16 protein-coding genes are annotated in these 20,953 nt (G+C 37.8%); 11 read left to right on the forward strand and 5 right to left on the reverse strand.

Going from position 1 to position 20,953, the window contains the following annotated elements; all coding sequences use genetic code 11:
• Positions 1–123: 123 nt before the first annotated feature.
• Together purE and DC498_RS24915 are read right to left on the reverse strand one after the other, a co-directional pair.
• On the reverse strand, positions 124–642 hold the full coding sequence (gene purE / locus DC498_RS24910) for a 5-(carboxyamino)imidazole ribonucleotide mutase (protein ID WP_116876840.1): 519 nt from the start codon (positions 640–642) through the stop codon (positions 124–126).
• Between the two features lie 195 nt (positions 643–837).
• Positions 838–1,965 carry a 5-(carboxyamino)imidazole ribonucleotide synthase gene (locus DC498_RS24915; RefSeq protein WP_116876841.1) on the reverse strand — a complete coding sequence of 376 codons (1,128 nt, stop codon included), beginning with the start codon at positions 1,963–1,965 and terminating at the stop codon, positions 838–840.
• A 212-nt stretch (positions 1,966–2,177) separates the two neighbouring features.
• On the opposite strand from DC498_RS24915, the gene DC498_RS24920 reads away from it, so the two are divergent.
• The gene (locus DC498_RS24920) at positions 2,178–3,344 is read left to right on the forward strand and encodes a L,D-transpeptidase family protein (protein ID WP_116876856.1); all 1,167 of its coding nucleotides are present in this window, start codon (positions 2,178–2,180) and stop codon (positions 3,342–3,344) included.
• A gap of 121 nt (positions 3,345–3,465) precedes the next feature.
• Here the strand turns inward: DC498_RS24920 and DC498_RS24925 are convergent, their stop codons facing one another.
• Together DC498_RS24925 and DC498_RS24930 are read right to left on the reverse strand one after the other, a co-directional pair.
• On the reverse strand, positions 3,466–5,355 hold the full coding sequence (locus tag DC498_RS24925) for an ABC-F family ATP-binding cassette domain-containing protein (RefSeq protein WP_116876842.1): 1,890 nt from the start codon (positions 5,353–5,355) through the stop codon (positions 3,466–3,468).
• Positions 5,356–5,546: 191 nt separating this feature from the next.
• Entirely contained in the window at positions 5,547–6,509 is a 963-nt protein-coding gene (locus DC498_RS24930) for a D-2-hydroxyacid dehydrogenase (protein WP_116876843.1), read from the reverse strand.
• A gap of 61 nt (positions 6,510–6,570) precedes the next feature.
• On the opposite strand from DC498_RS24930, the gene DC498_RS24935 reads away from it, so the two are divergent.
• The 3 genes from DC498_RS24935 (at position 6,571) to DC498_RS24945 (ending at position 11,616) form a co-directional block, all read left to right on the forward strand.
• On the forward strand, positions 6,571–7,704 hold the full coding sequence (locus DC498_RS24935) for a serine hydrolase domain-containing protein (protein WP_116876844.1): 1,134 nt from the start codon (positions 6,571–6,573) through the stop codon (positions 7,702–7,704).
• Between the two features lie 131 nt (positions 7,705–7,835).
• Entirely contained in the window at positions 7,836–10,988 is a 3,153-nt protein-coding gene (locus DC498_RS24940; protein ID WP_116876845.1) for a ligand-binding sensor domain-containing protein, read from the forward strand.
• Positions 10,989–10,998: 10 nt separating this feature from the next.
• Complete coding sequence (locus DC498_RS24945) at positions 10,999–11,616, forward strand: response regulator (protein ID WP_116876857.1); 618 nt, start codon at positions 10,999–11,001, stop codon at positions 11,614–11,616.
• A gap of 339 nt (positions 11,617–11,955) precedes the next feature.
• On the opposite strand, the gene tnpA is transcribed toward DC498_RS24945, so the two are convergent.
• A complete protein-coding gene (tnpA, locus tag DC498_RS24950) occupies positions 11,956–12,420 on the reverse strand; it encodes an IS200/IS605 family transposase (protein ID WP_116876846.1) in 465 nt (154 codons plus the stop codon).
• A 921-nt stretch (positions 12,421–13,341) separates the two neighbouring features.
• Between tnpA and DC498_RS24955 the strand changes: the two genes are divergently transcribed.
• The 7 genes from DC498_RS24955 (at position 13,342) to DC498_RS24985 (ending at position 20,693) form a co-directional block, all read left to right on the forward strand.
• Entirely contained in the window at positions 13,342–14,466 is a 1,125-nt protein-coding gene (locus DC498_RS24955; protein ID WP_116876847.1) for a tetratricopeptide repeat protein, read from the forward strand.
• Entirely contained in the window at positions 14,463–15,092 is a 630-nt protein-coding gene (locus DC498_RS24960) for a response regulator transcription factor (protein WP_240628095.1), read from the forward strand. The genes DC498_RS24955 and DC498_RS24960 overlap by 4 nt, the downstream gene beginning before the upstream one ends.
• 511 nt (positions 15,093–15,603) lie before the next feature.
• Complete coding sequence (locus tag DC498_RS24965; protein WP_116876848.1) at positions 15,604–16,305, forward strand: LytR/AlgR family response regulator transcription factor; 702 nt, start codon at positions 15,604–15,606, stop codon at positions 16,303–16,305.
• A 47-nt stretch (positions 16,306–16,352) separates the two neighbouring features.
• Positions 16,353–16,832 (forward strand): hypothetical protein, encoded by a 480-nt coding sequence (locus DC498_RS24970; protein WP_133176976.1) that lies wholly within the window; start codon positions 16,353–16,355, stop codon positions 16,830–16,832.
• Positions 16,832–18,607: a tetratricopeptide repeat-containing sensor histidine kinase gene (locus tag DC498_RS24975; RefSeq protein WP_133176977.1), complete on the forward strand. Its 1,776-nt coding sequence runs from the start codon at positions 16,832–16,834 to the stop codon at positions 18,605–18,607. Before DC498_RS24970 ends, DC498_RS24975 begins: the two co-directional genes overlap by 1 nt.
• 100 nt (positions 18,608–18,707) lie before the next feature.
• Positions 18,708–19,889, forward strand: a complete 1,182-nt coding sequence (locus tag DC498_RS24980) for a hypothetical protein (RefSeq protein ID WP_116876851.1) — start codon at positions 18,708–18,710, stop codon at positions 19,887–19,889.
• A gap of 33 nt (positions 19,890–19,922) precedes the next feature.
• Positions 19,923–20,693: a hypothetical protein gene (locus DC498_RS24985; protein ID WP_116876852.1), complete on the forward strand. Its 771-nt coding sequence runs from the start codon at positions 19,923–19,925 to the stop codon at positions 20,691–20,693.
• The last annotated feature ends 260 nt before the right edge of the window (positions 20,694–20,953 follow it).

The raw sequence follows: 20,953 nt of genomic DNA on the forward strand, positions 1-20,953 counted from the left end.
CTGAAACATCTGCATGGTTTTTGAAAAGTTTGATTCAAAACCTTTGTAGCATTTGATTACCAAAACATGAATATATACTGATTTTTATCAGAATATCATCGAAACTGAGTTAAACAGCAAGCCCTATTTATCAAAACCATTTTGCCATCCATCTGCTTTCAGCTTATCAACTTTTTTAAGCACTTCAGATTCAAGCTGCTTTTTATAGCCTGCAACTTTATTACCCACACCGGTATCAAAAGCGCCAATAATAGAAGCCGCCAGTATCCCTGCGTTCTTAGCGCCGTTTAATGCAACTGTTGCTACGGGAATGCCGCCGGGCATTTGCAGAATAGATAATACAGAATCCCAACCATCAATTGAATTGGAAGACTTTATTGGTACACCAATAACAGGCAGGGAAGTTAAAGAAGCTACCATACCAGGCAAATGGGCAGCGCCGCCCGCGCCGGCAATGATCACTTTCAGTCCCCTTTCCCTTGCATTGGAAGCATACTCAAAAAGCCGTGCCGGTGTGCGGTGAGCAGAAACAACCGTAAGCTCAAATACGATATCAAATGATTTTAATATTGCCGCAGCTTCCTGCATTACAGAAAGATCGCTATCACTTCCCATTATAATTGCTACCAAAGGATTTGACATGATTTGAGATTTGAGATGGCGGAGGACTATGAGCTATCAGCAGTCAGCTTTCAGCCATCAGTATTTATTTGTAATTAAATTTTTCTTACCCTCTTATGGTCTTGCTCTTTTCCCCACTTCTCACAATCAATCCATTTACTATTGCCCGTTGCCCAAAGCTCATTGCCCATTACCTAAAGCCCATCGCCCTGAGTCCTACATCTTACTCACCACTTTCAAAACACTCTTTATCCTGTTTTTCTTATAACTAAGATCCGCCCTGTCGTTGCTTAATATGGTAACATGCCCCATTTTCCTTCCTGGCCTGGTTTGTTTTTTTCCATAGATGTGAACAAACACATTATCCATTCTTAATACTTCTTCCAATCCTTCATATGCTGCATCACCCTGGTAATTTTCTTCACCCAAAACATTTACAATTGCTGCAGGTAATACAGGCGCTGTATTCCCAAGCGGGTAACCAAGCATAATTCTCCACAGCATATCAAACTGAGAACTGTAATTGCCCTCAATAGTATGATGCCCGCTGTTATGCACACGCGGCGCGGTTTCGTTTACATATACTTCTCCTGCTTTATCAATAAAAAGTTCAACGGCGAAAAGGCCGGGACTTTTGAGCTCCTTCACCACTTTTAATGCTATAGCTTCTACTTTCCACAATATATTTTCAGATAACTCGGCAGGCGACACCTGGTAATCGAGCAAATTAAGCCTGGGATCAAAAACCATATCTACCGGGGGATACAATGTGGTTTGCCCCTCATCATTCACCGCAACGATCTGCGCTATCTCTTTATGAATATTGATCTGCTTTTCCAGCACGCCGGGCTGATCAAACCCTTTTTCAAAATCTTCTTTTGTATTGATCAATTGTACACCTCTCCCATCATACCCTCCCATGCCCAGCTTGTGCACAGCAGGCAAAAGTGCTTCATGTGCATATAAATCCCTGCGGGTTTGCGTTATAGTAAACGGAGCCGTTCTGATTTGATGAGCCTCGTAAAATTCTTTTTGTAATATTTTATTCTTTATGATGCGCAATGATGAACTGCGTGGATAAACTTTCACGCCTTCTGTTTCAAGTTTTTCAAGCGCATCCTCATTAACAGATTCAATTTCTATGGTAAGTGCATCCAACCCCTTACCAAAATTGTATACGTCATCAAAATCCTGAATATTCCCTTTTACAAAATGATGGCAGAGATGTGCCGCAGGACATTCCGGATCATTTTCCATTACATAAGTCTCAACGGGGTAATTTGCCCCAGCCTGTAAAAGCATTCTTCCTAATTGACCTCCTCCTAAAATACCGGCTTTTATCATATTATTCTTTAGAAATGAGGCGTGAAGATAATAAAGAGGCAGAAATAAAGAGTGAAAATCAAATGGATATAAAATACATCGTAGTGTTTACCGTTAAAATAAGTATAAAGATGGCGTAGTCCACATGTTGTTGAGATTTTTAATAATATCATATTGCAATAAGCATGATATTTGCACAAAGAGCTGAAAAAGAATACAAACGCATTCAAATAATGAGCAAAGCAAAATATATTTTTACCATTATTGTGCTGGTTGGGCTCGCGTATTCGGTTAACGGGCAAAACTCATTTGTAGACTATCAAAAGTCGTTTGCTAAAATTGCTGATGTTTTCAGAAGAAAAGAAGATACGCTTCGTAAACAGTTTGAATCCAAAAAGTTACAGTGGCCTGCAAAATATGTTTATATACGCTCTTTTAAATACGACAGCCAGCTTGAAGTATGGGTAAAAAATACAGCTAAAGAAGATTTCAAACTTTTTAAGACATATAAAATTTGTGCAATGGCAGGTTCACTTGGTCCAAAGAGAATGCAGGGCGATTACCAGGTACCTGAGGGATTTTATTATATAAATGAATTTAAACCCAACAGCGCATACCATTTATCGCTGGGGTTGAACTATCCTAATGCTGCCGACAGGTTATTAAGTGATTCACTTGCGCCTGGTGGGGATATCTACATACATGGTTCATGCGTAACCGAAGGTTGCATCCCCATTAATAACGATCAGATTGAAGAGCTATACATCATTACCAGCTATGCACGTGCCATGGGACAGGAATACATTCCTGTGCACATTTTTCCTGTGCAATTCAATAATGCCCGCAGTGTAAGTTACCTTGAACGTTTTCTGCAGATGTATAAAACCTACAGACCGCTTGCAACCACGCTGCAGTCTGCATACGATTATTTTGAAAAAAACAAACAGGTGCCTGTAGCCATGGTGAATGACAGGGGCGATTATGCCATGCAGGATCTGCCTGCGAAAGTTGCAAAAGAACCCGTTGCTAATAAGCCTAAAAGAGAACCTGTTGATAAAAAAATACCGATCCCTGAAGATGAGCTGGCTAAAGTAGTTAACAATCAGCCTGTCTTTCCCGGGGGGACAAAGGCTTTTCAGTCGTTCCTGGAAAATGCAGGCAAAGAACTTGCTCCTTTATTACCTGAGGGGCAAAGAGCAGCATATATAGTTATAGATTATATTATAGATAAAGAAGGTAAACCTGTTTATGCTAAAGTGGTTAAGGGGGGTAATGACGATTTAAATGATGAACTGGAAAAAAAGTTTGAAAACATGCCGCAATGGAAACCAGCCATTCGCCAGGAACAACCTGTGGCCATGCGTTTAAAACAAACAGTAGTTGTTGAAGCAACGCCGTAGGAAGGTGCGGGGTTTGTGGTTTATGGTTTGTGATTTGAAGTTGCAGGTAACAGGTTACAAGTTTCAAATCTCACGATTTCTGAGCCTGCTGATAGCTGATTGCCGATAGCTCAAAGCCCATCTACCCCTCAATCAATTCACTTAATTCAAGCCAGCGCATTTCTTTCTCATCCAATTGAGCAGATACTTCTCCTATCCGTTGTGCAAGTTTTTGTAGTTGCTCATAAGGCAATTTCCCTTCATTCAATTGGAGATTTATTTCAGCTTTTTCATTTTCCAGTGTTTCAATCTCCTTTTGCAGAACCTCAAATTCCCTTTTTTCTTTGTAAGAAATTTTTCTTTTTTCAGCAGATGGAACGCTGTTGATTTCCGCATCCTGGGGTTTATTAACTACAGGAGCTATAGCCTTTTTTTCTTCCTGCTCTTTTTTCCAGAGGCGGTATTGTGTATAATTACCCGGAAAATCTCTTATGTTTCCATTTCCTTCAAATACAAACAAATGATCGGTTAGCCTGTCCATAAAGTACCGGTCGTGAGATACTATTAAAAGACATCCCCTGTATTCACTCAAAAAGTTTTCAAGCACACTTAAGGTTGGCAGGTCAAGATCATTCGTTGGTTCATCAAGAATTAAAAAATTAGGGTTTTTAAACAAAATAGAAAGCAGTAAAAGCCTTTTCTTTTCTCCCCCGCTTAACCTGGAAATATACGTATACTGCTGATCGGGTTCAAACAAAAACAATTGAAGAAACTGCGAAGCATTAAGCGAGCCGCCATCAGCAAGCGGAAAATTTTCCGCTATATTTTTTACAAATTCGATTACACGAACATCTTCTTTTATCTCCAATCCCTGCTGCGAATAATATCCAAACACTACTGTTTCCCCAATATTTATTTTACCGCTATCAGCTTTTTCAATTTCCTGCAGAATATTAATGAATGTAGATTTGCCTGCGCCGTTTTTGCCAATAACGCCAACCCGTTCGCCTTTGGAAAAGGTATAATCAAATCCTTTTAATATTACGCGGTCGCCAAACGATTTATACACTTTCTTTAGTTCAGCAACTTTACCTCCAAGCCTTGTCATCTTAGCATTCAGCTGCACCTGGTTATCTTCAATTTTTTGTTTGGCTTTATGCTCCACATCCGTAAAAGCATCAATACGGCTTTTAGATTTTGTAGTTCTTGCCCTCGGCTGTTTGCGTATCCATTCAAGCTCCTTGCGGTATAAATTTTTAGCTTTATCTATACTGGCAGATTGCTGCTCTATTCTTGAAGCTTTCTTTTCAATATAATTTTCATAATCCCCTTTATGAACATATAGTTCGCTACCATCCAGCTCCCATATTTCTTCGCAAACAGCATCCAAAAAATAACGGTCGTGTGTAACCAGCAGCAGGGTTACATTTTCCTGGTTAAGATAATGTTCCAGCCATTCAACCGTTTCCACATCAAGATGGTTGGTGGGCTCATCCATGATCAGCAATACATGCTTATGTTCAAAGCCGATATCAATCAGTGTTCTTGCTAATGCCACCCGCTTTCTTTGTCCGCCTGAAAGTGTACCAGCCTTTTGCTGCAGGTGGTGAATATTGAGTTTGCCAAGGATCTGTTTCACTTTACTGTCAAAATCCCAGGCGCCGAGCTCATCCATTTTTTCAATCGCTTTTCCAATTAGCGCGGCATCTTCTGTTTCGCTTACAGCTTCATATGCTTTAATCGCGTTAATTACGGGATGATTATGATGGAAGATATTTTCCAGTATACTTAGTTCTTCAATAAATGAAGGCTCCTGTTCAAACAATGCTACGGTAACATCTTTATGGATCCATACCTTGCCTTCATCCGGCGTTTCCTTACCGGCAATTATTTTGAGTATAGTAGATTTTCCGTAGCCATTGCGGGCAACAATAGCAATTTTATCTCCTTCTTCAATATGAAAATTCAGGTTGTTGAAAAGCGGCTTAATTCCGTAAGATTTTCCTAATCCTTCAGCAGAAACGTAATGCATGGAGCAAAGATAAGGGGAGAAAGGCAATAGCTGTCGGCTATCAGCGATCAGCTATCAGTAACCGATTTTGAACCATCGTTCATATTCTTAATTTTCTATACCTGCCTATATGTAAGATGTTTATTTCCACATTTGCATACTTCTACATTTTCACATTTCCACATTCTCACACTCCCACATTTCCCCCATTTTCAAATTTTCAAATTAACCACATTCCTCTCCTCTCCTTTCAAAAAAGCTTCAATATTTTTTATGGACTCATTCAGTAGCCTTGTTCTTGCTTCCTTTGTTGCCCAGGCAATATGCGGCGTGATGATGCAATTGGCAGCATTAAACACAGGGTTATCTGCTGATGGCGGTTCGGTTGACAAAACATCCAGTGCTGCGCCGGCAATCCGGCTACTATTTAATGCATCTGCTAAATCTTTTTCATTAATTAAAGCGCCGCGGGCTGTATTAATAATATATGCAGAGGGCTTCATGATACTGATCAATGAAGCATTTACCATTTGCCTGGTATCATCCGTTAAGGGACAATGTAAACTCACAAAGTCCGCTGCGCTGAAACATTCTTCCCGGCTTACAAAATTTATTCCTTCCATATTATACTTTGCAGGATTACGAACAGACGCTATTACCCTCATACCAAATGCCATGGCCAGTTTGGCAACTGCAGAACCAATTTGCCCAAGTCCAATCAATGCCATCGTTTTCCCCTGTAACTCAAATAACCCGGCATGACCATAACAAAAATCTTTACTATTAACCCATGCCCCGCCTTTGGCTTCATCTGACCGCCTGCCTGTTTTATAGATCAGCTCAAGCATCAAGGCTGCAGTAAGCTGTGCTACCGATGAACTGCTGTAACCAGGCACATTACAAACGGGTATATTTCTTTCCTTAGCAGCTTTTATATCCACATTATCAAAGCCCGTAGCCAATTCTCCGATATATTTCAACCTGGGTAGCGCTTTGATAGCATCACCGGTAATTTTAGTTTTGTTCGTCAATACTATTTCGGCATCAATGGCGCGTTCAACCACATCATCAACAGCCGTTCTTTCATATACTTTCAGCCTGCCGATTTTTTCAAGCGGCAACCAGTCAAGATCACCGGGATTTAATGTATATCCATCGAGTATTACTATATTCATCGTGATATTTGGTTTATCTTTAATTGCCCGAAAATAAGTATGATTAAGTAATTATTGCGTTATGAAAAGAAGCAACCCTCGTCTTAAGCGGATTTTATTGATCGTTCTGCTTGTAATCGTATTACTTCCGGTACTTACCAACAAAACATATCTCTATAAAGCAGTAGCATATAATTTTGCCAATATAGATGATTATACAATTTTTGATAATGAAAAGGTAGCCGCCGGCACACCCCTCCCCTGGCAGTTATCTGCTGACTATGGAAAGATAAAAATGCCGGATGATTTTGAAGAATATCTTACCAGTCTTAAAACAGTGGGTATAGTGGTAATCAAAGACAGAAAACTTTTGTTTGAAAAATATTGGCCGGGCTTTAGCGACAGTTCACTCACCGGTTCTTTTTCTGTTGCAAAAAGCATTACATCCTTATTAATTGGTGCGGCTATACGTGATGGAAAGATCAGTTCCGTTAATGACCCTGCAGGAAAATATTTACCTGAATTTGCAGAGGGAGAAAAAGCCAAAGTGACAATTGCAGACCTGCTTACAATGAGCAGTGGCAGCGACTGGAACGAAAGCTATGCTAATCCCCTTTCTGTAACAACGGAACTGTATTATGGTAATGATGTATACAAAACAGCAACTTCTGTTAATATTATTAAAACGCCGGGCACATATCATTACTACAAAAGCGGGGACACCCAACTATTAGGTTTGATTGTAGAGAAAGCAACAGGCAAAAGCCTGGCTGAATATGCTTCTGAAAAATTATGGAAACCGCTTGGCGCGGAACACTCCGCACTGTGGAGCGAAGATAAACCGGGGGGTCATGAAAAAGCTTATTGCTGTTTTAATACCAATGCCAGAGACTTTGCACGCTTCGGCCAGTTGATGCTGGATAGTGGGAAAATAAATGGGGTCCCTGTTATTGACAGCGCCTACTTTAAGGCTTCTGTTACGCCCTGTATGATTCCTGATGATATTGATAAGCCCTGTAACTATTACGGCTACCAATGGTGGATAATTCCCAATGAGCCTGAAATATTTTATGCCCGCGGTATACTCGGACAGTATATCATCTGCATACCATCAAAACAAATAGTGATTGTACGTTTAGGAGAAAAGAGAGATGAAAAGGTGGGCGTTACTCCGGCAGAAGTTTTTAAATTGATCGAGTGGGGAAAAAGTTTGTGATCTTCAATCAATTCTGATATATTTTCTTTATCTTGATATAGCTTCTACATATACAATATCTTCTGCACTTCCTGTTTAGCCTCGTTCCGCTGGCATCCTCCCTGCTTTGTCGAAAAAATAAATTCAGTTATGTGAAATACCTGTTTTCTGTCATATCATTAATTATTTATCTCGAAGGTATATCCCAATCATTTCCTTATACTTTTCAAACCTGGGATGTTACAAACGGTCTATCTTCCAATTACTGCAATGCCGTAGTACAAAATGCTGACGGATATTTATATGTTGCCACCAATTCGGGATTATATGTTTTTAATGGAAACTATTTTAAACCTCTTTCCCGTGAAACAGAGCCAGTATATATTGGAGAAGGAAATGTAGAAGATGTAACAATAGATATTCAGAACAGGATATGGTTTGCAAGTATAGAACGGGGTGTTGGAATGGTTGATCCCAATGAGCCTAATTTTAAGGTTAGCTATTTCAGCCCGAAAAAAAGTGTAACAACTTTAAGCAACGATTCTCTTTACGATGCCAAAGTATCAAAATTATGTTTTGACAGCAAGGGATTTTTATGGGTAGGCACAAGAGGCGACGGGCTTTATAAATTAGACACAGCAACGAAAAAATTTACCACTTTCGAAACAGACAATAAAAGCTCTTTATACAATAAATATATACGCTCATTATTTTTTTATAAGCCCGACACGTTGTTTGTTGGTATGATAAACGGGCTTAGTATTGTTAATCCTCTTGACAATAGCATTATTCATAAAAATATGATTGATGCAGAAACTAAAAAATCAATTCGCCCTACCGTTCGAAAAGTTTTGCCGTGGAATACTGACAGCTTTCTGCTGGCTACAGACAGGGGCACTTTTTGGTTACAGATATCAACGGGACAACTTAGCAGCATTTATAAAGACAACATAACAAAAATTGATTTTGAGGATGTAAATTCCAACGATATACTAAAATTTTCAGATCAGGAAATATGGATTGCCACAGAAAATGAAGGAATAATTTTTTTTAACGTCAAAACTAAGCAATTCAGCTATTCCTATAAGTTAAGTGAATATAAACCAGGCATCCCCAAAGGATTTATCAGCAGGTTTACTAAAGATGCTTTGAATAATATATGGATAGCGCAGCAAAATGGGGTAAGTCTTTTTCAATCATATAATGTTCAATTCAGGGGATTTGCTTTTGAAGATAAAGAGCCATTTGCCGGATCTCTGCTGGCGCGTGACGATAACCTTATTTGTATCAAAAGTAATTCCATTGCTACGATGAACACCCTAACCGGCAAAACAAAGGTCAAAAACATTTCAACGTTAAAAAGGAAAGACGTAATACCAAGCAGCGTTGTCCCTATATCAAGCGAAGACTTTCTGCTCTTTCTTTTTGATTCGATTTTCACTGTAAACTACAAAACGCTTGCATCAAGATATATGCCTTTAAACAGAACACGTGTTGATTCAACTGTTTTTAAACATTTTCGTGTGACAGCATGTATACCAGACACTCTAAATGGTAAAAGAGAATACCTGCTTTTTACAAAAACAATGATGGGCAATATATTATTAAATTATTTTCCGGAAGATGGTTTGCTTACAGACTTCATCCCAGATGGTTTCAAAAAAGAGGATTTTAAATATGGCTTCACAAAAGTGATAAAAACCGGGAATGGAAAATACTGGATCAGCACATTATATAACGGGCTTATTTATACGGAAAAAAACGGCAAATCCATTCAATATTCTGCAGGAGCAGCAGAGGAAAACAGGAAAATTCCTCCCGGTGAAATAACCGATTTTGCCCTTACCAGCGATAATAATGTATGGCTGTTGATTAATAAAACAGGGCTTATTCACTTAAACCCCAATACAAGAAGTGCCCGGGCATACAAGATATATGCAGAAGAACAGGGTTTGCTGGACAAGCGTCTTTACAATATTATTACTGATCTACAAGACAACCTCTGGCTTACCAGCAATTCGGGTTTATTTTGTTTCAGAACAGTAGAAAAGGAATTCCTAAGGTATTCTGCTGCCAACGGGTTGGGCAATATAAAATTTCAGGTTAATGAAGTTGAACTCGCTAAAACCACCAACGGTTATATCGGACTATCTGATAAATACACCAACCTCACATGGTTTAAACCTGAAGATATATATAAGAACGCCAAACCCAACCTTATTTTACATTCTTTAAAAATAAATGACAGCATTATAAATCTCAAAACAATACATTCAACATTACATTTATCTCCTAACCAAAATAACATTTCATTTCAGCACGATATTATTGACTTTGATAAAACTACTTTTTATAAAGTGATGTTCAGGCTCGATAATTTCGATAACAGGTGGTACTATAGCAATTATAATAATGAGCAGCGGTACATGCAATTACCTGCCGGTAAGTATACATTCAGGATAAAATTGCAACATCCCAATGGAGAATATTCAAATGAAAAAAACTTTTCTTTTATTATTGAAACCATCTGGTACAAAACCTGGTGGTTTAAATCTATTATTACTTTATTATGCCTCTGTATTATTTATTTCTCTATAAAATTCTATATAAACAGGAAATTATACAAACAGAAAAAAGAACTGGAATTACAGAATGCCGTTGCGCTTGAACGTGCCAGAATTTCAACAGAGCTGCATGATGATCTTGGCGGTGGCTTATCAACCATCCGCATTTTAAGCGAAGCAAATAATCATTTAAACGGGCGCCATCCATCCAATGAGAACCTGGTTAAAATATCAAAGCACTCAAAAGAATTGCTGCAAAAAATGACGGAGATAGTATGGGCGCTGAATATTAAAAACGATACGTTTGACCAACTGCTTAGTTATATCAGGCTCCAAACAGTTCAAACACTCGATGAAACAGGCATACAATATAAGATTGAAATGCCCGAAAATATTCCTCCGATAATGATCAATGGCATTAATCGCCGCCACCTGATGTTATTGATTAAGGAAGCTATACATAATATTGTAAAGCATGCCCAGGCAAATTTTGTAGATATACGTTTCGCTTTAGTTGCAGATCAATTAACATTAATTGTACATGATAATGGTATAGGCATTGATGAAATAGTTGCCACTCTGCATAAAGGAAATGGTCTGCATACCATGCAGCAGCATGCCCTGGCACTTGGCGGCATATTAAAGATTGAGAAAAAAGCCGGCACATGTGTAAGTTTTTGCGTACCCATCAACAAAATCTCATACGAAAGTGTTATTTCAAATAAACAGAACCATGTTTAACTTTAGCGGAATGATCAATATAATACTGGTGGAAGATATTGCCGACTACCGCCAGGCGCTCAGGGTTTTGTTTAATAACACGCAGGGGTTCTGCTGCCTGGCAGACTATGCTAACGCGGAAGATTGCTTAGATGATGATGTTTTCTCCAGTGCTGATGTGGCAATGGTTGACCTTAACCTGCCAGGCATAAATGGCATCGCGTTAATAGAGCAATTAATACACAAAAAGCCGGAATTGCTGTGCATGGTATGCACTGCTTATGAAGAAGATGAAAAAGTTTTTCACGCGCTTTCAGCCGGCGCGCATGGTTATATACTCAAAAGCACCGCTCCTACCCAAATACTGGAAGCCGTTGTGGAAGTATACAACGGCGGCAGCCCCATGAGCAGCCAGGTAGCCAGGAAAGTAGTGCAGTCATTCCGCAAACAATCGCCTCCCCAACAATATTCTTTAACTCGTCGTGAAGAAGAAATCCTTGACTGCCTCGCAAAAGGATTACTCTACAAAGAAATTGCTTTCAGCATGAGCATAAGCATTGAAACAGTAAGGCGGCACTGTTTTAATATTTACGGAAAACTGCACGTCAACAACAGAACGGAGGCTTTGAATAAGTATTATGGGAAGTGATTTTTGCTGAGATATGATTTATATGTTACAAGCGTCCGTACTATTATTAAGGTTATCTTGCCTCGCACTCGTGTACTGCAACAATTCTATTCAACTGCTTAGAAGGCGCCACTCGTATAAGAATTGGGAAAATGCCGCTCCTCCGGAGCTGCTCTTCGAAATACATTGCGGTATTGACTTACTACCAAATTACCGTACTTACCGGGTTTAGATGGCATGTTGAGCACTTGTTTTTAATACAAGCACTTTCAGGGTCATTTATTGACGGTGTTTTGGTAGCCGACAATATGACCGATAATTTAGAAGCAGCCTCGGAGAGGCGACATTTTCAATTACATTTTAATCATCATAAAATTCAAAAAGATATTCTTTATTATATGATACATCAAAATCTGTAAGCATTTTCAGATATTCTTCTTTAAATGTTCTGAGCTTATGATGTTCTTCCTGTTTCATAATATAGTTAATTACATCACCTCTCTGACTCCGGGAATGCGAAAAGGCTCCATAACCGGTTTGCCAGTGAAACTTCCCCTTAATGAATTTCTGCTCATTGATCCATTTGCTACTGTTTGTTTTAGTTATCCGTATTAAATCTGCCACGCATGTTGTTACGGGCATCCCAAAAAAAATATGTACATGGTCTTTCCATCCTCCTACCGCAAGAGATTTTGCATCATTGCCTGTAATAATACCCGATAAGTATTGGTGTAAGTTGTTACGCCAGGAAGAAGTAATCAGGTTATCTCTACCCTTTACCGCAAATACGGCATGAATAGAAATTTGGGAATAAGTGTTTGCCATAGATTAAGCTTTTGTAAAATACAATTTACAAAATTCCAATCAGAGTTATACTGAATTTTTAGCGATATAATGCCGCTCCTACGGAGCTACTCTTCGAATACATTGCAATATTGAACTGCTACCAAATTACCGCCCTTACAGGGCTTCGGGTGTTACTTCAATAACTGCGCTTTTAGGTGTGTATTCAAGGTCATTTTATGACCGGCAGTTTGGTAGCATACAATTTAAACGATAATTTAAGAGCAGCCTCAGAGAGGCGACAGTTTGGATGATGCTTTTATTACCGCGATAATATTATAAATGAGCAAAAAAATACCGTCATAGGGAATTGTTTCTGAATTTGATTGGTCTGCCTTTATTCTACCAAAATTACCACCCTCCATACAGGGTTTGGATGATATGTTCAGTACCTGTTTTTAATGCAAGCGCGTTCAAGGTCATTTATGACCGGCAGTTTGATAGCAGACAATATGAATCATATTTTAGGAGCAGCCTCAGAGATGCGACAGTTTGGATGATGCTTTTATTACCGCGATAATATTATAAATGAGCAAAAAAATACCGCCATAGGGAATTGTTTCTGAATTTGATTGGTCTGCCTTTATTCTACCAAAATTACCACCCTCCATACAGGGCTTGGATAATATGTTCAGTACCTGTTTTTAATGCAAGCGCGTTCAAGGTCATTTATGACCGGCAGTTTGGTAGCAGACAATATGAATCATATTTTCGAAGAGCCTCAGAGAGGCGATATTTTAAAAGCTAATGGTAAATTTCATCACCCATTAATAACACTAAAGTGTTATTGCCCACTCTTACAATCTTATTAAATTACATCGCCTTTGCAATTATCTGTTATATCTTATACAAGCCTGTAACCTGCTTATGTAACCAATAATCTTAACCTCAAAAAGGCTGCTTATGGTACAGATTATCTCACAGACGGAAGATATTTCATGGATAGAACATACTGAAAAAAATGCCGGCTTACTCACACTTGCAGGAAAATTTTCGGCAGCACGCAAATTATTGAGCAAATTATTGAAGGCAATACCCAAGCAGGATCATCTCGCCATTGCACGGATTTATCACAAAATCGGAAACACCTATAACCAGCAATGGCAATTTAAAGCAGCCGAGCCTTTTTATGAAAAAGCCGAGCTGGCTTTGATGAAAGTAAAAGAACCTGAACAAATGTGGTTCGGGTGGATAGAATTGCAGATTGATTATTCCTACGTTGTAATGCACCTGCGGAAAGTGGTATTATATGAACAAAAAAAAGAAAAACTGAAATCAGCCATTGAAATATATGGCAACCTTTCTCAAAAAGCGCGTTACAGTTATGTAATATTCACAGATATTCTCTGGAAGAACGGATGGTATATGTTGCCTGATGAAACGATCATGATTTGTGAAGGCATCATTAATCTTGCTGAAAAAGAAAACAATCTTGCCATAAAAATTACCCTGCAAAACATACTGGCATTTACATATCTGTTCCGGCATGATTTTCAAAAATCAAGAAAAATCGCGCTGGAAATTTTAAATACATTAGGTGAAAATGGATTTGGTGAAGAAATAGTACGTGCTTATTGTACCATTTGTTTCAGCTACAGGAAAGAGCGTGATATAGCCCTTGCCAGGGAATGGACAGCAAAAGCGTATAAGGCGGCGGACTTTAATAAAAACGCCACTTTTAAATACCTGATGGATTCTATTACAAGCTGGATTTACCTGAAAGAAGGAAACCTGCAGGAAGCAAAAAAAAGCGCAATGCGATCTCTTAAAGAAATAATAAAATACAGGTATCCATTTCTCGCTTTTTCTTTACTGCCGCTTATTACTATTTATACCAGTGAAAATAAAATTCATAAGGCAATACAATTCGCATTCCGTATGCTGGCGCCAAACCAACAAAAAGTATCCGACAAAATTAACCAGCCTTTAAAAACCACCATCATGTATTGGGGAAAAGGCGATATGAAGAATGCTAAAAATTTCCTGAAAGATGCCATTCACCATGCAGATGAAAATGGATTTTTATGACACAATCTAAAATAACTGAATATACAATAGCGGTTATTGTGCCTGATGCTGATTTCAGGGAAACATTGAAAATGTTGTTTGATTATTCCTTTGAATTTGAAATTACCGGGCTTTTTAAAAAAGTTAATGAGTTGGTATCTTCCAAAACGCCTAACCCCGATATAGTGCTTACTGAAATTACTGATATTGATGAAGTAGCAATCATAAAAAAAATATTTCCTTCCTCGCCGCTGGTAATTATTACAGGGGATGAAACCGGTGAAAGGATAGTACAATTATTTGCAGCAGGGGCTGCGCATTATATTTTTAAGGGAAGCGAGCCTACAGTATACCTCAATACCTTAAAAGAAGTATTAGAAGAAAAAGTAAAGATCAGCGATTCGGTGATAAAGAGCCTGCTGGCAGCTAAAAGCAGCGATAATAAACCAACTCCTGAAGCGCTGGCCATACTCACCTTAAGGGAAAAAGATATACTGAACCTGCTGGCAAAAGGCCTGCCTTATAAAGAAATAGCGCATAACCTTTCCATAAGTATTGATACTGTACGGAGACATTGTTTTAATATTTATGATAAACTGCAGGTAAGCAACAGAACAGAAGCGTTGAATAAGTATTTTGGAAAATGAAAATCATAAAGAAGCACATTAATTCTATAAACGTTCGAGATAAATAATGACTCAAACTTTCAGTTATGATATCATTTTATTTTGTTGCGGTGCAATAGTATTGGCGAGTATATATCATAGCGTTTTGTATTTTTATAGAAAAACATCACTTCTCGGGTATTACTGTAGCTATTTATGGATCATTTCTGTTTATACCAGCTAATGCTAACAAACTATACCTCTCTTAAAGGGCAAATGCGCATATTACACGAATAAGGAATAACTGTTATATTCTCCATGCCTGCAAATGCTCTTTACCACAAACGTGCTGGTTAATTGTTGCAAAAAAAACGCACAAATACCACTTTTGTGCTATTGCAAAATATGATTTAAAATAGTAGCATTGCAGGTATCTGTAATTAATATCGCTACACATCCGACTTATGTAATCCCTCATTGTATTGTTCCGGGTTTGTACCTTTTGATGAATTGTTAACAAGCAAATCCATACTCGCACTTAAAGGCCTTAACTATGCAAAAGGTTACATGTATTATTATTGAGGACCGGCAAATAGATATGGAATACCTGCGTTGCCTTGTTGAACAACAGGATATACTTGAATTAAAAGGGTGTTTTAACAACCCGCTTGAAGCCAATGCTTTTATCCAGCAACATGCTCCCCGGCTTATTTTTATGGATATCGATATGCCAGTTATGAACGGTATAGATTACTTTAAGAAACTATCGCCCCAGCCCATTTGCATTTTTGTAACTGCTTTTAGTGAACATGCCTGGGAAAGCTACGAATTGCATGCGTTTGATTTTATATTAAAACCGGTTAAAATTGAAAGGTTTGAAACCTGTATTAAAAGATTGAAGGAATATCTCGAATTGCTTTCCCGATCCGATATATACGAATCGCATGTTGGGAAAAATACGATTACAATTAAAGAGGGTACTACAAAACATATCATTGATATAAATGACATATTGTATATAGAGGCTTTGAAAGATTATAGTAAAGTAGTAACGTCAGAGAAAAAAATAATGACACTTTCGAAGTTGAAACATTTTATGGAAAAATTACCCGGGAATGAGTTTGTTAGAATACACAGGAGTTATGCGGTAGCTGTTCAGAAAGTAAGTAAAATTAATGGTAATGACATATATATACAAAGCATGAAATTACCCGTTGGAAAAACATTTAAATCACAATTAAGTCTGCTAAAATGAAATACCTCTTATTTTTATTAGTTTTTCAGCTCGTTAAAATCGATAAAATGATAACTACCTCAGGAAATGCACAGTTTTGTAATTCATCCGATAAAAGCAATAACATTTGTTCAAGAGAACAAAAATGCCCTGATATTAGTACATGTAATATCCCGGCAGAAAAAGCCGTTACAAGCATTTCAGGTACGTATATTCCAAAAACAACCGGCTCAACCAACGAAGAAATAAAAAGGCTGATCCGAATGCTTAATAAAACAATTCAACTAAGATTTCAAACACAAAACGAAAGCAGTATACTATTTGAAATAATTTATAAGGAGAAAAAAAAATCAATAACAATATACCAGAGAAGCCTTAATAGAAGAGCAGCAGTAAAAGATGAATATTTTGCTGATCAAATATCTTTAGACCCAACTGGGTATGAATTAATAAATTCGTTTTTGAAGAATCAGGACTTAGAGAATACCAAAGCAGTTGTTAAATCAACGTTTGATCAGCTATCTATCAAATTCCGAAAAGTAAATTAGTGTTGTACACTATTAAACATATTTGTTTAGTATTACTTGTAATTACAAAAGCGATATCGTTAAGCTGTCAGCCTTTACTCCAGGCTGACAGCTTTCTAAATGCCAAAAAATATTTAATCGCGCTTAATCTTTATAATCAGGCTTTATCTGATTCTCAAAAATTAGAAAAGATTGATCTCGGCAATGCTTATATGAGAAAAGCCAACTGTCTTGTTAATTTAGAAGAATTTGAAAAAGCAGTTCCCGATTATTTCTATTCTTTAAAAATTTTTGAAAAGATAGATGCCAAAGAGCGAATAGCAACATGCAACAAGAATTTAGGTAACCTATATTTTCAAAAATCTGAACTTGCCCTTTCGGAAAAGTATTTTTCAAAAGCATTCACCGGCTATATTCAATTAGGAGATTCAATCAGAATTGTTGAGTTGTTAAATGAAATGGCCTTAATTGACAAAGAAGGCGGCAGGATAAACGAAGCAATAAACAAGCACCACACGGCAATTAATAATTATAAATCTGTTCTTTCTGATGACCTGCTATATGAACATTATCTGAATTTAGGGACTTGTTATGCACTTAAACAACCCGACAGTGCATTTATCTATTTTTTTAAAGCCGAATCAATTGCAAAACGAAATAGCGATAATATATCCCTGGCGGCAACATATAATAATATTGGATTACTCTTCAGGGATGTCGGAAATTTCAAAATGGCTCTTTTATATTTAAACAACAGCTATAACCTGAATGTAAATCAAGGCAACAATGTTGATTTATCTACGATTTGCCATAATCTTTCGGAGTTGTATGACACGTTAAAGATGTATAAGGAGGCTTATGAATTCTTACAAAAGGAAAAAAAAATAAAAGAAGAAATATACAATACTGAAAAATCAAAATACATATTAGAACTCTCTGAAAAATACGAATCCGACAAAAAAGACGAAAAAATCAGGACCCAGGAAATTGAAAACAAACTAAAAAACCGGAACCTGCTGCTTTCATTATCGGGTTTGGTCTTAGCGGCGGGCCTCGCCATAATCAGCTTTATCAGCTACCGGCGTAAACAAAAAGCCAATAAGATATTACAAGCCCAAAAGGAAAAAATTGAACTCCTTAACAAGGAACTGGACTCATCCAACCAGGTAAAAACAAAATTGTTCTCCGTAATCAGCCACGATTTAAGAAGCCCGATCAGCAGCCTTTATGCGTACCTGCAGTTACATAACAGATCAACGGGTAAAAAAGATGAAGCTTTAATGATGCAGTCAGAGCAACTGCTGGAAACATTAGAGGACCTGCTGATATGGAGTAAATCGCAATTACACCAGTTTGTACCTTATATTGAAGATATAAACCTGCACGATCTTACGGATAACTTAATAAACCTGCTACATGCAAATGCGCTGCAAAAGAACCTGACAATAGTGAATACAATACCTGCAGCTATATCTTTAAGGTCAGACTTAAATATGTTTACCATAATCCTCCGCAATATACTTTCTAACGCAATAAAATTTTCACTTTCTTCTTCCTTCATAACTATTACGGCAGCGGCTGATGAAAAAATTAATATAAGCGTATCGAATCAATCAGGCGAAGAAAATACAGCGCTTTTAAATACCCTGCAGGAAGATAAAATTACCAGCGATAAATCAGGGCTGGGCATTACACTCGTAAAAGAATTTGTCGCAAAACTTAAAGGTGAATTTTCATACTCCGTAAACCATAATATGGTTACAGCTTCTGTTCAACTCCCACATTTCCGTTCATAGAGTATTTGATGCTGTTAGCAGAGGAAATGCTGTTAAGGCTTTATTGTGTTTGCATCTTTGATCCTGTAATTGTTTTACAGAAACCTAAAACTTTAAACACATGGAAGCATTAATGGTTTACGGAGGAAACAATATCTTCGATATGACACTTAAGAAAGTTTTTGAACATAACCCGGATCAATTTAAAGGAGCGGGCAGCTCCGGTGAGTTTAATTACGCATATCAAATAACAAAACCGCCAACTGCTCTTTTAGGCAATTTCCGTTCAACGCCACCCAGGAATATTAAGATCAGGTTAAGTGTTGTTACAATAAAAATCACACATCAGGATTCAGGTGCTACATTCAACCGAACCGTTGCTATAACTGCAGCAGGCTTGTTAAGCATTGTAAGCAGGATTTTATCAATACGATCATTAACGGTAAGTATTGATAATCCAGAACCAGTTGATGCGTTGATTCAGGCAGTTATAAACAGCAAGATTATTCCATCAATATCAGCGCAAATATCTGCGATACGCCTACCGCAATTACAAAACATCTTCGGAACCGATGTACCTGTTCAATTAAGAAGCGGCACCGTGATTTCCGGGCCCGCGTTAGAGATCGGTGCAAACATTAGTGGATTAAGCAGATCAGCAGCAGACCGGCCAGCCTCTGGTGAACTGCCATCACTAAATAATGGAACCAGCTCTAATGCCACTATTATCGGAACGGCTTCTGCACAGGCTATCAACCTGCTTATTAAAAAATTAGTCGGCAGCATCTCGCACCGGTTTAATAAAACCGCTAATGGCGCTTTCGGTTTTGCGGCAGGTGTTAAAGGCAGATTAAGTGCACCAAGCCCCATTATTATTATTAATAACGGAAGGGGAAAAGTTAAGCTAAAAATCTCCACCACGCTTCATGCCGGGGTAAAAGCGCCGCTGATAGGTTGGAAATGGATTCCAATTGCAGTACCTGATATTGAAGTAACAGTCTCCCACACTTTACCGGTAAGAAGCAATAAAGCAGTGATAAAGCTTACCAGGGTAGATTCGATCAGGATAGATTTGAATTGGCCGCCGCTATTTACGCCGGTAGAATCATTGATCGAAAATTTATTAAATAGCGTGGTATCACATTTTAAAGGGATGATTAATGATAATGTGAGAGGCAAAGAAATAGCTCCGTTCAATTTACCCAACTCTATACCAGGCACAGCATTCAATGCAGGATTAAATTTCAGGGAACTTTCTTATTACAAAAAATCATTAAAGTCCACAATAAAAGTCACAGCATAACAAAATTTTTTAATCTTTTAAAAATCTACAACTATGCGTAAAAATATTTTTCTGCCAATAATAGTAGTCCTGGCAGGCCTTTCAGGCTGCACTAAAGTATGGGACTATTTTATAGCGCACCCTGGTCATCCTGCAAGAAAATGCAGAATTGAGAAAATAACGTTTAATGAAATGAACCCTGATAATGCGGAAGAGTTTTTAGAAGCTTACGCGTATTTTGCTTATAACACAAACGGCCACCCATCTTCTATTGAGTATTATACTCCTTTTGTGTATCCACTGTCTGACAGGCTAAATAAAGGGTTTGCTTATGATGAAATGGGCCGATTACGCGTATATACATCTGATTCATTTATTACCTTCTGGCATTTATACACCTATACCAGTCCTACAAAAATTACAGACTCTGTGTTTGTATACAGTTCAGGAGATTACACGGTTAACGATCATCCGGATACATATGTAAGCGTTAGAGTTAGCCACCTTACCTTAGATATGTTTGGTCGTATTATTAAAGAAGAAACTATTGAAGAAAGCGGTTATACAAGTGAAAAAACATTTGTTTATAATACAGACGGCAACCTCATAATACCTGATGTAACCTATAGCGGCAAACCCAACATCAGGCAAACCAATAAAATCTGGCAATTTATTGACAGGAACTACAGTGTTAACCAGCCACGGAGCGAAGTTGCGGCACTCAACGCCTATGGGTTACCATATATATTTCGCAGCCCTATATCATCCCAGTCTGAAGTACTGGCGATAGCGCCGGGTGCTGTCGTTACCTATAATTGTGATTAGTGTTAAAAGCTAACGATATCACTATTATCAATATTCATCTTTTTCTATTGCAGTATCTACAACTATTGTGCTATTTACAAACCCTATTCCTAATAATAATTTTACATAGCCTCTTACAATCCGCATTTCAATTTTGAAAAACCTCTTTGCGTAGCTGTCCGTACCATTATTTTTTTATTTACTACTAAACGAATAAACCATGAACGCTGTATTAAAAAAAAGAACATTACAGGTATTATTACTGCTATCATGTATAATCT

Origin of the sequence: Terrimonas sp. (assembly GCF_003075435.1) — a bacterium.
Lineage (GTDB): Bacteria > Bacteroidota > Bacteroidia > Chitinophagales > Chitinophagaceae > Agriterribacter.